The sequence below is a fragment of the Pseudomonas putida genome, assembly GCF_028682635.1.
GTDB classification, from domain to species: domain Bacteria; phylum Pseudomonadota; class Gammaproteobacteria; order Pseudomonadales; family Pseudomonadaceae; genus Aquipseudomonas; species Aquipseudomonas putida_AE.
The window spans coordinates 49491-62957 of sequence record NZ_JANHLK010000010.1 but is presented as its reverse complement, the minus strand read 5'-3'; the positions used below and the strand labels follow the sequence as shown (position 1 = coordinate 62957).

The 13467-nt window shown below is 57.5% G+C and carries 12 protein-coding genes; 6 read left to right on the top strand and 6 right to left on the bottom strand.

The features are described from left to right. Positions 1–12: 12 nt before the first annotated feature. Entirely contained in the window at positions 13–687 is a 675-nt protein-coding gene (locus tag NPS56_RS14545) for a dTMP kinase (RefSeq protein WP_274075220.1), read from the top strand. Here the strand turns inward: NPS56_RS14545 and NPS56_RS14540 are convergent. From NPS56_RS14540 to NPS56_RS14530, 3 genes are all read right to left on the bottom strand, one after another. Then, positions 677–1975 (bottom strand): carbohydrate porin, encoded by a 1299-nt coding sequence (locus tag NPS56_RS14540; RefSeq protein WP_274075219.1) that lies wholly within the window; start codon positions 1973–1975, stop codon positions 677–679. The genes NPS56_RS14545 and NPS56_RS14540 overlap by 11 nt on opposite strands. 103 nt (positions 1976–2078) lie before the next feature. After that, a complete protein-coding gene (locus NPS56_RS14535; RefSeq protein WP_274075218.1) occupies positions 2079–4484 on the bottom strand; it encodes a glucose/quinate/shikimate family membrane-bound PQQ-dependent dehydrogenase in 2406 nt (801 codons plus the stop codon). A gap of 124 nt (positions 4485–4608) precedes the next feature. Further along, positions 4609–5961, bottom strand: coding sequence for an SDR family oxidoreductase (locus NPS56_RS14530; RefSeq protein ID WP_274075217.1), 1353 nt, complete (start codon positions 5959–5961; stop codon positions 4609–4611). Between the two features lie 185 nt (positions 5962–6146). Between NPS56_RS14530 and NPS56_RS14525 the strand changes: the two genes are divergently transcribed. Both NPS56_RS14525 and NPS56_RS14520 read left to right on the top strand, forming a co-directional pair. After that, positions 6147–6386, top strand: a complete 240-nt coding sequence (locus NPS56_RS14525; RefSeq protein ID WP_274075216.1) for a hypothetical protein — start codon at positions 6147–6149, stop codon at positions 6384–6386. 212 nt (positions 6387–6598) lie between these two features. Continuing rightward, positions 6599–7420, top strand: a complete 822-nt coding sequence (locus tag NPS56_RS14520) for a ZIP family metal transporter (RefSeq protein WP_425313631.1) — start codon at positions 6599–6601, stop codon at positions 7418–7420. Between the two features lie 93 nt (positions 7421–7513). Here NPS56_RS14520 and proP read toward each other — a convergent pair whose 3' ends face one another. Then, positions 7514–9016, bottom strand: coding sequence for a glycine betaine/L-proline transporter ProP (gene proP, locus NPS56_RS14515; RefSeq protein WP_274075354.1), 1503 nt, complete (start codon positions 9014–9016; stop codon positions 7514–7516). 366 nt (positions 9017–9382) lie between these two features. Here proP and NPS56_RS14510 point away from each other — a divergent pair, with 366 nt between their 5' ends. Continuing rightward, the gene (locus NPS56_RS14510; protein ID WP_274075215.1) at positions 9383–10306 is read left to right on the top strand and encodes a LysR family transcriptional regulator; all 924 of its coding nucleotides are present in this window, start codon (positions 9383–9385) and stop codon (positions 10304–10306) included. Between the two features lie 76 nt (positions 10307–10382). Here the strand turns inward: NPS56_RS14510 and NPS56_RS14505 are convergent, their stop codons facing one another. Then, on the bottom strand, positions 10383–10874 hold the full coding sequence (locus tag NPS56_RS14505) for a (R)-mandelonitrile lyase (RefSeq protein WP_274075214.1): 492 nt from the start codon (positions 10872–10874) through the stop codon (positions 10383–10385). A gap of 473 nt (positions 10875–11347) precedes the next feature. On the opposite strand from NPS56_RS14505, the gene NPS56_RS14500 reads away from it, so the two are divergent. Further along, positions 11348–11734, top strand: coding sequence for a putative quinol monooxygenase (locus NPS56_RS14500; RefSeq protein WP_274075213.1), 387 nt, complete (start codon positions 11348–11350; stop codon positions 11732–11734). A gap of 60 nt (positions 11735–11794) precedes the next feature. Beyond that, complete coding sequence (locus NPS56_RS14495) at positions 11795–12190, top strand: DUF1330 domain-containing protein (RefSeq protein WP_274075212.1); 396 nt, start codon at positions 11795–11797, stop codon at positions 12188–12190. A 342-nt stretch (positions 12191–12532) separates the two neighbouring features. Here the strand turns inward: NPS56_RS14495 and ycaC are convergent, their stop codons facing one another. Further along, complete coding sequence (gene ycaC, locus NPS56_RS14490; RefSeq protein WP_274075211.1) at positions 12533–13165, bottom strand: isochorismate family cysteine hydrolase YcaC; 633 nt, start codon at positions 13163–13165, stop codon at positions 12533–12535. Between the last annotated feature and the right edge of the window lie 302 nt (positions 13166–13467).

Genomic DNA, 13467 nt, shown 5'->3' with positions numbered 1-13467 from the left:
GTTAAGTGATGAATGAATCGTCCGCTGTTTGTTTCTCTGGATGGGCCCAAGGGAACCGGTAAAACCACACTGTTGGAAGCCGTTACGAAAGCACTGAGGGCAGACAACAGAAAGGTGATCCGGCTATGCGAGAAAAAAAGCGATCCCCATAGGGGTGAAACAATGGCCCTCGTCAACAAGCTCGTCAGAAATCCCACCCGGGAGCTGGAGTTGAAAGTTTGTGAGCGCCTGGCTGATAGCCGTAGCTGGATTTCCCGGCACGTGCTGGCTAAACAGCCACCTGGCAGCATCATCCTGATCGATCGCTGGTACCCGTCTGATGCCGCGTTTCGCCGGATAGTCCCGTTTGCAGAGATTCTGCAGTTGAACATTGATCGACACGTGCAAGTGCCAGACCTGCATGTCGGCGTTGTCACCGACCCGGATATTTCATGGGCAAGGGCAGCGGCACGAGGGCGTGGGCTGAGCAGTACGGTGATCCATAAGCTGGAAGAACAGGTCGCTTGTACCCAGTCGTTCGAGCGGGCGGTTGCAGATCACGGCTGGGTTTTATGCCGAAATGAAGGAACGATCGAAGACGCCACGATGCAGGTGGTTTCCGAGATTTATAAAGTCCTTGGCGGTCGGGACTTCACCGCCAATGGTGTGACCACCACTGGCGATGGAAATCGACCGTTCAGAGCGTAGCTTTCACCTGCAAACCGAACACCAGTGCATTGTCGATGTCCTGCCCGGAAAATGCGCCCGGTTCGATGATGTATTGCATATTCGGGCGCAGCGTCAGCCAGGGAGTGGCCTGGTAGCCGTAGCCTAGTTCGACCAATTGTTCGGCACTGTCCAGATTCGGCAACATTGTGCCGTTGGCCTGCGCGGCGTCCTGCTGCACATCGCGGCTGCGCGGGTTAGGTACGGCCCGGCCATAACCCAGGGCGACGGTGTCACGCGGGCGACCTTCGAACGGTTTGTACAGCACCACGCCGGTGCCGTACCACTTGCTGAACGGTGAAGCCGCTTCGCTGGCCGCCGAGTATTGGCCGAAGGCGTGCAGGCTGCGACCCTCGGACGTTTGCGAACGCCACACGGCCTGATCGATCAGCAGGTAATGACCGCCGCGGCCGGACACTTCCTTATCGCTGCCGATGCGTTGCACATCGGAACTGTCGTAGTAGTAGCCAACCTTGTACTCGCCGGGCAACTCGCCCGCGTGCTTGTACACCAGTTCGATCGGCACCACGGTCCCGGTGGTATGTTTCGGGCCCAGGTGCCAGGCACGGCTGGAATTGCCGTTGCTCTCGGGATCGACATTGAAGGCCGCCACGCGCAGCTGCCAGGACGACGACAGGTCGTACTTCACGCGCACGCCCAGGTGGGCGTTGGGGTAGTTGGTCCAGCCACTGCCGCCGGACATGTTCAGCGGATGGCCGCAGAAACCGGCGTTCATGAAGTTGCAGAGAATGCCGCTGTCCAGGCCACCGAGGTCGTTGCCCATGGCCATATAGCCCAGCTTCACGTTGAGCGACGGAGTAAACAGGCTGCGCTCGTAACTCAGTTCAGTCAGGCGAGTGTAGAGACCGCCGTAGTTTTCCTGGATGGGCAGACGGTTGCCGACCAGATCCTCGGAGGCGCTATTGCCGCGTCGGTCGTTGATGGTCAGCTGGATCTTGCCGGCGTTATCCGCGCCATACAGTTTGCTCAGGTCGAACTGCGCGCCGAGCTTGATGTTCTGCGAGTAACGGGCCGAACGGTGCAGGCCGCCATCGGCGTTGTAGGCGGTTTCGCCGCTGTAATCGCCGGTGAATTTGATGCCGTCCTGATCCATCTGGTGGCGCAGACCACCCCAATCACCGGTCAGGGTATTGCGGGTCAAGAGGTTCGAATCGGTATCGGCGAAGGCGGGCAGGGTGGCGCTGCAGGTCAGGCCCAACAGCAAGCCGTTGAGCCAGCCTGCATGAGAAAAGCGAACAGCCAAAAACATGTGAGTCTTCCAGGTGGAATCTTGAATGATTGCGCAAAGCGGCGCGGCACCCGCAGGTGCCGCGCACAGAGGAGTTGCCCGCCAGTGAGGCGGGCACGGCGGCTTACGGCAAGGCGTAAGCCATCACGTAGTCGCCGCGATCGGTCGACTGGCGCGCACCACCGGCGGTGATGACGATGTACTGCTTGCCGGACTTCGGTGAGACGTAGGTCATCGGGCCGCCCTGGCTGCCGACTGGCAGGCGGGCTTTCCACACCTCTTCACCGTTGCCGCTGTTGAAGGCGCGCAGGTAGAAGTCCTGGGTACCGGCGATGAAGATCAAGCCACCTTGCGTCGACAGGGTGCCGCCGAGGGTCGGCAGACCCACCTTGATCGGCAGGTGCATGCGGATACCCAGGGGACCGGTGTCTTCAACGGTGCCGACCGGAACCTGCCAGGCGACTTTCTGCGTCTTCATGTCGATGGCGGTCAGCGTGCCGAACGGCGGTGCCTGACAAGGAATACCGGCCACCGACAGGAAGCGGTTCTTGTTCACCGCATATGGCGTGCCCTTGAGCGGCACAGCGCCCATGCCGGTGTTCAACGCTTCGCCACCGGAAGTGGCCTGGCCTTTGTTCTGCGACGGGATCATCTGAATCCACAGACCCAGGCGCATGTCGTTGACGAAGATGAAACCGTGCACCGGGTCAGTGGAGATACTGCCCCAGTTCATGCCGCCCAGCGAGCCTGGGAAGCTCAGCGATTTATCCATGCCCGGCGCAGTGTACAGACCGTCATAACGCATCGATTTGAAATCGATACGGCACAACAGCTGGTCGTACGGGGTCGCGCCCCACATGTCGGATTCGGTCAGGTGCTGGGCACCGATCTGCGGCATGCCCACCGATTTCGGCTGGGTTGGCGAGTACGGTTCGTTGGGGATGTTGGCCGCCTTGACCGGCACTTCTTCAACGTCGGTCAGCGGTTTGCCGGTGGCACGATCGAGCACATAGATCTGCCCGGCCTTGGTGCCGATGACCAGCGCCGGTACGGTTTTGCCGTCCTTGGTGAAGTCGATCAGGCTCGGCTGCATCGGCAGGTCGAAGTCCCAGAGGTCGTTGTGAACGGTCTGGAAGACCCAGCGTTCTTCACCGCTGGTGGCATCCAGCGCCAGGATCGAGGCGCCGTAGGTGTGATCGAGCTTGCTGCGTTCGACACCATAGATGTCGGTGGAAGAACTGCCCATCGGCAGGAACACCGTGTTGGTCGCCGGGTCATAGGACATCGGCGCCCAGCTGTTCGGCGTGCTGCGTACATAAGTGCTGCCTTCTGCCGGCGCATTGCGATCCTGCGGATTGCCCGGGTCGAACGCCCAACGCATGGCGCCGGTGATCACGTCAAAACCACGGATCACGCCACCCGGCATGTCGGTTTGCACGTTGTCAGCCACGCGACCACCCACCACGACAGTCGTGCCGGCCATCAACGGAGCCGAGGACAACTGATAGTAACTGTCCGGGACATTACCCAGTCCAGCCTTCAGATCCACCTGACCGTTGTTGCCGAACCCCTGGCAGAACTCGCCGGTGTCAGCATCGACCGCGATCAGGCGGGCATCGATGGTGTTGGTCAGCAGACGACGCTGGCAATTGGCAGCCGGCGCGGTTTTGGCTTCGATGATCGTCGAATTGCTCGGCTGAGCGATGACGGTGGAGGCGTCGAAATACGCCATGCCACGGCAACGCTGCCAGACTTTCGACTGCGCGTTGATCGAGTTCTTCCACAGTTCCTTGCCGCTGTCGGCATCCAGTGCGATCAGGTTGTTGTGCGGGGTGCAGATGAACACCTTGTTGCCGACCTGCAGCGGGGTGAGCTGGTCTTCGGCGCCATTGCCATCGCTCTCGGCGACGTCACCGGTGTGGTACGTCCACGCGACCTTCAACTTGTCGACGTTGTCGCGGTTGATCTGATCCAGCGCAGCAAAGCGGCTACCGCCCTCGGTATTACCGTAGTGCGCCCAGTCCTTTTGCGCGTTGGCGGGCTCGACGGGCGTCAGGCCCGGGCCAGTGCCCGTGGCGGCGACAGTCGGGTGCGCAACGAACATGTTGCCAGCCGCCACCGCCAGCGCAATCGCCAACACCGCAGCGATGCCATAGGCACCGCGGCCTGGCACGCCACCATTGGCACGCTTGAGCAGCGGGTAGACCAGCGTCACCGCCAGGCCAACGGCGCTGAACATGAACAGGCGCGAGAAGACCGGCCAGAACACCAGCCCGGCATCACTCACCGCCCAGATCGCCGTGCCCAGCAGAAACACGGCGAATAACCAGGCACCGGCCGTCTTGAAGCGAGCGATCAGCAGACCGGAAACGGCCATCACCAGCCCACCCACCAGGAAGTACCAGGAGCCTCCCAGGCTGACCAACTTCACGCCGCCCGCAGCCAGCGCCAGGCCGAGGAGGGTGATGATCACGCCCAGCCCGACCAGAATGAATTTTGATACGCCCGAGAGGCGTTGACTCTGCTTCACGTTGAATGTCCCGTTGAAATGAGGGGGGCATTATATAGTTAGGTAACTATCTAGTTAAACCATAAATTCTGAATGAAGCGTAGTTCGTTGCTCAATGGCGCGCCTGAACGACGGCCTGCGCGCCTCAGCTGACTTCGCGACCTTTACCTCGCGGGCGATCTGACTGCCGACCATGGCGCTTCAAAGCGAACATCAAGCCACCCAGCAAAAGCGTCGCGCCCACTACGACAGCGAGCGAGGGCCGTTGCGTCGTTACTCGCCATCCACCTTCAACCTGGCGTTGAGCATTCGATGGGGTAAACAGATTGCCCGACGTGGCCTGAGTCTGCGGCCTGTGTTGCAAGCCTAAGCGAGTCAACCAGCCCGACAGATACGCAAAGCCCGGCAGCAAAAAATGCGCTATCCGTGCCATCGTTGCAGCTGCGCCGACGGTAGTACTCGGCCTCGGACGTAATGCGCAAGCCACCATGGCTTCGGCGACGAGATGTGGGTCATAAACGGGCGGCGGGGGTTTCAGCGCATGGCCAGTGAAATTGCCACCGTCACGAAATCCTGGGGTGTCCATGACAGCCGGATAAATGTCACAGACATGAATATCTGGATAGTCATACAGTTCACCGCGCAACGCTTCGCTCAGACCACGCAAGCCATATTTGCTGGCGGAATAGGCAGCGGCATATGGCTGTGCAACCCAGCTGCCCAGTGACAACGTATTGATCAGGATTCCACGTTTCTGCGCTTTGAAAAACGGCCATGCCACATAGGCGCCGCGCAGGTAACCCAACAGGTCCGTCTGCAGTACTTGCTCATGCGCTTCCAGCGGCGTTTCCTCAAAACTGCCTACCGCCCCGACACCGGCATTGTTGATCCAGATGTCGATGCGTCCGTCGCCGAAGGCAGCGGCCTGGTCTGCTAAAGCGCGCATCTGCTCACTGTTCGTGACATCGGTGCGCACGGCCAGGGCTGAAGCGCCACGTGCTGTGCATTCTTCGACAACGTCATCAAGTGCGGCCTCGTCACGCGCACTCAACACCAAGCGTGCGCCCTTGTCAGCAAATGCATGGGCTGCTGCACGACCTATCCCACTTGAAGCTCCGGTGATCACCACCAGTTTTTCATTGAGCGCCGAGGACACAGGGTGAACGAGCACATCGGGACTTTTATCGACTTCGGGTGGGGTGGGTTCTTCTCGAGCGTTGTACCTCACCTCGTTCAGGTTCAGACGTGCACCATCTGCCAGGATGAGCGTCAGGTTTTCAATAGTGCCAGCGACCCGATTCGCAAACACCGGTTCTCCGGTAGGGTCGAGTTGATCGTAAAAAAACGTCTGTCCTTCCAGCCATCCGACCGTCGTCATCAACTCGGGCCCCAGGTAATACTTTCCATCGAGGAAGAATCCTGGAAAGTGTTGGGTACGCTCCAGGCTTTCGACGACATACCGCTCGCCTGGCTTCATACCGGTTTTTGGATCGATCATGGCGGCGTCCTCAGAGTGTCTTGGTGTTGCGATAGAGGACGACGCTTCGCGCAATGTTCCATCGAGTTGACTCAATGGCTGCCCCGGAGGACGTCGACGATCGGTACGCGGATAAATCGAACGCTCGAAATTCGAAGCATCTCCAAGCTATACATCCTCAATGGTGAGGGTGCTGAGAGGTGCGTATGAATAATGATCCAAAGTTGCAGGGCGGTGCGGGACAAGACGACCCGATGCCAACTTCACCCGATCCACTGAGTCCTGGTCGCACTGAAGTCGACCCGATGAAGGAGGAGGGCATAGACGAGTTACCTGATAACGAAGGTGAGCGTCCGCTTGATGATGACAGCACCGGACTGGATCCCGACCGGGTGCGTGAAGAAACGGACAATGCGGTAATGGACAGACAGCAAGATCCCCGGTAAAAAACGTGATCCAGCCCTGTATCCAGCGGGGCTTGTCACCGCTCATAAAATTCGAACCTTCGGATGCGCCCTTGAACGCGCAACACGAAAGTAAGGGGCCCTGCATGTCGGAACCGCCTTCTTCATTTGTAGCCCCCTTACGCGCCTTGTTTGTACAGCTGACCCGTTCGGGATGGGGCGGCATGGTGTTTTGGCTGGCTCTACTGTCCGTGATGATAGTGCTGATGGTCAGCGGTTACGGAGCTTTCGCCGGGGCCAACAAGGACAATCTGCGTTTCGCTTTTCTTGGTGGGCTGTCGGGCTTTGCTGCGACAGCCGTGGGGGCTGTCGTCGCGCTTGCACTGCGCGATATTGCGGCGCGCACTCAGGACATCATGCTTGGCTTCGCTGCAGGGATGATGCTGGCTGCCAGTTCTTTCTCGCTCATCTTGCCGGGCATCGAAGCGGCCAAGGAACTCACCGGTAACAGTTTGCTGGCGGCCAGTATCGTGGTGCTGGGATTGGCGCTCGGTGTTGCATTGATGATCGGCCTTGATCGATTTGTTCCTCACGAACATGAGAAAACCGGCCGGCGCGGGCCTGAAGCCAAGCGTATCGATCGAGTCTGGCTTTTCGTCCTGGCGATCACCCTGCATAACCTGCCGGAAGGCATGGCGATTGGTGTCAGCTTTGCCACCGGCGACATGCAGGTCGGTATACCGCTGACGACCGCGATCGCCATCCAGGACATACCCGAGGGTTTGGCCGTCGCCATGGCTTTACGGGTGACCGGCATCTCGGCGCTGCGCGCGGCACTGATTGCAGTGGGGTCTGGCTTGATGGAGCCCTTTGGCGCCCTCGTAGGCCTTGGCATTTCCAGTGGCTTTGCCCTGGGCTACCCCATCGCACTTGGCCTTGCTGCGGGGGCAATGATCTTCGTGGTCTCCCATGAAGTCATACCAGAGACGCATCGCAACGGTCATGAAACGCCCGCCACTTTGGGACTGATGTTGGGTTTTGGCGTGATGATGTTTCTCGATACCGCGTTAGGCTAGGGCACGCTACGTTTCGTCCGGGACAGGTTCATAATTTTGGAACACCGACACCCCCCGGGGTGCCGGCAGTGGATCTCACGTCCAGTCGCCGTGTTATTCGATTCGCGGATGCTGTTGCACGAGATGCTCGCGTTTAGCTTCCAGCTCGGCAATTTCTTTGTCGATGTCCTCGATCTTCTGCTCGATGTTGTCATGATGTTCCTGAAGCAGTTCATGCGCTTCCTCAATGTCGGAAGCCGCCGGAGCTGCACCACGCAATGGTTTGTTGGCTGTTTCTTTCATCGTTACGCCGGTTATCAGCCCCACCACGGCAATCACCATCAGGTAGTAGGCCGGCATATACAGATTTTCCGTGCTTTCCACCAGCCAGGCTACGGCGGCAGGGGTAAGACCCGCGATCAACACCGAGACGTTGAAGGCACTGGCCAAGGCGCTGTAGCGGATGTGAGTGGGAAACATCGCCGGAAGGGTGGAAGCCATTACGCCGATGAAAAAGTTGAGCAGCACAGCCAGCACCAGCAAACCGGAAAAGATCAGGCCGATCTTGCCGCTGTTGATGAGCATGAAGGCCGGGATGGCGAGGAAGAACAGGCCGACGCTACCGAAGATAATGAAGGGGCGGCGGCCAATCTTGTCGCTGATGAGCCCAATTACCGGCTGGACGAATAACATGCCGACCATGATCGCGATGATGATCAACACGCCGTGATTTTCGCTGTAGTGCAAGTTGTGTGTCAGGTAGCTCGGCATGTAGGTGAGCAGCATGTAGTAGGTGACGTTAGTGGCCACCACTACGCCAATACAGGTCATCAGGCTGCGCCAGTGCTGGGTGGCCACCTCCTTGAAAGACACTTTCGGGCCAGTGGCAAGGCCTTCGCGATCCCCCTGTTCCAGTTGCTCGACATGCTGCTGGAACGCCGGTGTCTCCTCCAGCGCGTGACGCAGGTAGAGCCCGATCATGCCCAGGGGCAGGGCGAGGAAGAAGGGCAGGCGCCAGCCCCATGCCTCAAACTGCTCTTCACCGAGAATGGTGGAAATCAGCACGACCAGACCTGCGCCGAAGACGAAGCCGGCGATAGAGCCGAAATCCAGCCAGCTGCCTAGGAAACCGCGCTTGCGATCCGGAGCATATTCGGCGACGAAGATCGAGGCACCCGTGTATTCACCTCCCACTGAAAAACCTTGGGCCATTTTAGCGAGCAACAGGAGGATCGGCGCCCAGATGCCGATCGAGGCATACGAAGGAATCAGCCCGATGGCGAAGGTGCTGAGCGACATGATCACAATAGTGGCCGCCAGGACTTTCTGCCGACCGTACTTGTCGCCCAACGTACCGAAAAACAAACCGCCCAGAGGCCTGATCAGGAACGGAACCGAGAAGGTGGCCAACGCGGCAATCATCTGCACACCGGGATCAGCACCGGGGAAAAATACCTTGCCGAGAACATAGGCAACAAAACCATAGACGCCGAAATCGAACCACTCCATCGCGTTGCCGAGTGCAGCGGCAGTGATCGCCTTGCGCATTTTCGCGTCGTCGACAATGGTGATGTCTTCCAATCCGATCGGATTAACGGCTTTCTCAGGTGATTTCATGCGAGCCACCCTGTAACTGATTTTTCCTGATGCACACCACTGCGCTGCGGTGTGGCGCAGGCCAGACGAGCTTGCCTTTACCGATGCCATCTTTTTGATAGCACTGCTTCTTTCTGATCAGATACAGGAAGGCACGAAAAAATTCACATCTTGCCGTTATTTTTGCTGGCAGCCATGGCTGACAATGCGGTGGCCTTGATCAGAGTCTTCGTTGTCCCATGCATTGACCAGCGATCGCCCAACTGATGAGTAAAGTGAGACTATTTGATGAGAAACACTCATCAAATATACATCTATGTGGACGGTAGAATCCTCTGACGTGGTCGCTGGTCTGGCTTCCATCCCAAATCCAAGTTGTGAGGCCTCATGAATATAAGCCGCGCCAACCTCGCAGACTTTGTCTACTTTCTCGCAATTGCTCGCCATCAGAGCTTTAATCGAGCTGGCATAGAGGTTGGGATCAGTGCCTCCGCCTTGAGCCATGCTATCAAGGGTCTGGAAACCAGAATCGGCGTTCGTCTACTCAATCGCACCACTCGCAGCGTCACCCTCACTGCGGCGGGCGAAGAGCTGCACAACCTGATAAGCGAGCCCATGCTTGAGATGGGGCAGGCCATGGAGGTTCTCAATCGTTTCCGAGATGAGCCAACTGGTCGTATTCGCTTGAACTTGCTCAGCGATGCCGCAGATCTGTTGCTCGGCCCCGTATTGCCCGTCTTCAACGACCGCTACCCGGAAATCCAGATTGACCTGACTGTTACCAACCTGATCGTCGATGTTATCGGCGGAGGCCATGACGCAGGTATACGCTACGGCGGCACTGTTCCGGAGGACATGATCGCTCAACGTTTGTCTCCGGACATTCGCTGGGTCGTGGCTGGCGCTGCGCAATACCTGAAGCGCTTTGGTGTTCCAGAGCATCCGCAGGATTTGCTCAAGCACCGCTGTTTGCGCATTCGCTTGGGCAACGGCTGTATGTACGACTGGGAGTTCGAGAAGGGCGAGGAAGCAATTTCAATTGCGGTTCCTGGGTTGATTACAATTGACGAAACCCGTGTCGGCCTGTCTTTAGCACGTCAGGGGGCCGGATTGATGTATGCGCCAGAGCCGGCCATGGCGCCTCTTATCGCGAGCGGGTACGTCACAACTGTTCTTGATGATTGGGCCAGCATCGCACCTGGATTTCACATGTACTACTCGAGTCACCGGCAGTTACCGATGGGGCTGCGTCTGCTTATCGACCTGATCCGCGAGCTGCAGCCCCTTGATGAGCCAGCGATCATCAGCTAGCGGTGGCCGGCGCGATCCGTTGAGTCACAATCGGCCAGGAGCAGGCCAAGGCAGGCGACGCCTGCTTGAAAAGGCCTCATCGCGATGCCTCGTATTGCGCTTCGCTGACTGGCTCCATCCATACGACATTCTTTCCATCCACAGCCTCTTGAATCGCGATATGGGTCATTCCCGTGGTCGCGGTCGCCCCGTGCCAGTGTTTAACGCCGGGCGGTGTCCAGATTACATCGCCTGGCTTTATTACAGTTTTCTCACCGCCCACCTGCTGAATCCAGCCAACGCCTGTGGTGACTACCAACGTTTGGCCTTTGGGATGTGTGTGCCAAGCCGATCGAGCCCCCGGCTGGAATGTCACCGCACCCGCAGAAACAGTAGAGGGTTCACGCGCAGCGAAAAGAGGGTCGATCCTTACGTTGCCGACGAAATTGCCTGGAGCCCCCATCAGTGAGGCTTGGTCGCCATTCCTGACAATACTCATGGCTTGATCCTTCGGAAGATCCGCTGCATGCGCAGATGCGTCGGACAGGATCGCGGCAGTCAGCATCGAGGCGGTGACGAGTGTTCTCATGAGGCAAGCTCCTGCTGGATATGCGATAGAGCTGACAAACTATTGCAAGACCCTCCTGCGGACTACATGGCAAAACCGACATGAAGCAATGAATATCTCTCATTAGTCCGGCTGTGCGCCTGCTTCTACTGACTCGAGCCCTCTCGCGCAGTCGCTACCTGGATTGCTGAGTAACACTCATCAGAACATCCCACATTTGCCCCATATTCATCTTCTTACTCCTTAATTAGCGTGGGCGTCCTCACCAGAGGAGATCGCCGACGCGGCTCTCTGGTTAAGCAGTAGCGCCTCCGGTTATTTCACAGGCCAATCCATCTCGGAATCGCCACCCACCTACCTATGCCAATCGGCATGCCAACTCGCGGTGGGCCAACAATACTTAATCGTCAGCGCTGGCGGTAATTCAGCCATGACGCAGAAGGGTGATTACGTGGTGGCGTATGCGCTGCCGCAGTGAATGAGGGGGAAACCTGATGGGTAAACGTTTATTAGGAGTGGTCGCATTGGTTGGATTACTTGCGGGACAAGCGCTGGCCGCCGAAGAAAATGGCTTGGTGGTACGCATCGCGCAACTCGAAATCGATCCTGCACAGGTTGCGGCCTATCAAGCTGCAGTCAAAGAAGAGATCTCGGAATCGACTCGAGTTGAGCCGGGCGTCATATCAATCTACGCCGTCGCCGAAGTCGACCGCCCAAATTGGTTCCATTTCTTCGAAATCTACGCCAGCGACTCGGCATACCAAAGCCATATCGAATCGCCGCACTTCAAAAAGTACGCTGCCACAACCAAGTCGATGATTCTGTCGAAGCGCTTGATTGAAACCACGCCAATCGAACTTAGCCCCCGGCCTGGCTCGTAACCGGCTAGTTCGAAAGAGATTTGCGCGCTGGGCAAGCTGGTTTTTCAATGGAGCAAAGCGATGAAAAATTTAAAGGTGATGGCAATTGCAATGGCGGGACTGGCGTGTTTTGCGGCGGGCAGTTGTCGCGTAATGGCATCGGACGACCATGCGGCAGCACCACCGGCCTACTATGTCGCGGAGTTTGAGGTTACCGATCCCGAGGGGATGAAGCCCTACAGTGCACAGGTTGAATCAACCTTCAAACCCTATGGAGGGCATTTCATCGTGCGTGGTGGGAAGACCATCTCGCTTGAAGGTGAAGCGCCAAAGCGACGCCGTGTTGTCATCGAGTTTGCGAGCGTCGAAAAAGCCCAGGCTTGGTACAACTCTGCGGAGTACACCGAACTGAGGAAAGTCCGCCAGCGTTCAGCCAATACCGATGTCTACTTGATCGAGGGAGTACCGCCGCAATAGTCACAAATCCAAATCCTCCCCCAGTGGAAGCTTGGTTTTGGCACCGGCGTCATACTGATTCCAGGTATGCGCGAGCGTTGAACCATACAGAGAGATCTTTAGGTCTTTACTCTGTGAATGGGTGAATCCGACATATCGGACGTTAGCTGCAGGCGGCAGGAGCATGAGGTTGGTGCGGATATGGTGCGGTGGCGGCTGTAAAATTGCGTTCAGTACGAATTGTGAATAATCGAATCAAGCCGCATGGGGGGAGGGGAGTTTCATCAAGCGCAATGGGCGAGAGTTCACCATGAAACCTATGCCCAAAGCCCGCAAAAGCGGGCCTTGGGTTTCAAACCAGACTTACGATTGGCGTGCAGTCAACGCCGAGTAGCTGTTCATCAAGTTGCGATAGTTTGGAATGCGCTGGGACAAGAGATTACCCAGGCCTTCGATGTCGTTGCGCCAATCGCGCTGTAGCTCACAGGCCACCGAGAACCAGTTCATCATTTGCGCACCGGCCTGTGTCATGCGGTTCCAGGATGCCTGTTGCACAGTAGTGTTGAACGTGCCGGAAGAGTCGGTCACCACGAACACCTCAAAGCCTTCTGCCAGTGCCGACAGGGTCGGAAACGCTACGCAGACGTCCGTGACCACGCCGGCGATGATCAATTGCTTGCGACCGGTGGCCTTGATTGCCTTGACGAAATCTTCGTTATCCCACGCGTTGATTTGACCTGGACGGGCGATATAAGGCGCCTCAGGAAACATCTCTTTCAGCTCTGGCACCAATGGGCCATTCGGGCCTTGTTCAAAACTGGTGGTGAGAATGGTCGGCAGTTCGAAAAACCTGGCGACGTCTGCCAGGGCCAGTACGTTGTTCTTGAACTCGTTGGGTGAAAAATCCTGAACCAGAGAAATCAGGCCGGTCTGGTGGTCGACCAGCAGCACTACTGCGTCGTCTTTGTTCAAGCGGTTGTAGGTAGCGTTGCTCATGATGAAGTCCTTTTGAAGTGAGTGAATGTTGTCGTTCAACATGGGCTCAGATTAAGGATCTGGAGGGTGCGGAAAAAGCAGGTGAAATGCGTTTGACTGTCAACTGAGATGAGACAGTTCAGAATTCCAAGCGGTCCGCAGTTTTTGCGGACGAAAAAAAACCCGCGATGGGGAGCGCGGGCTGGGAATCACAAAAGGAGCTAGATCGACTGTACGTAAGACGATGTGAAAAATTTGTGAGAGGTCGTTGCCAGTGCGCCGCGCACACGGATTCGCCGCACCAGGTAACGCCTTGATTTTCA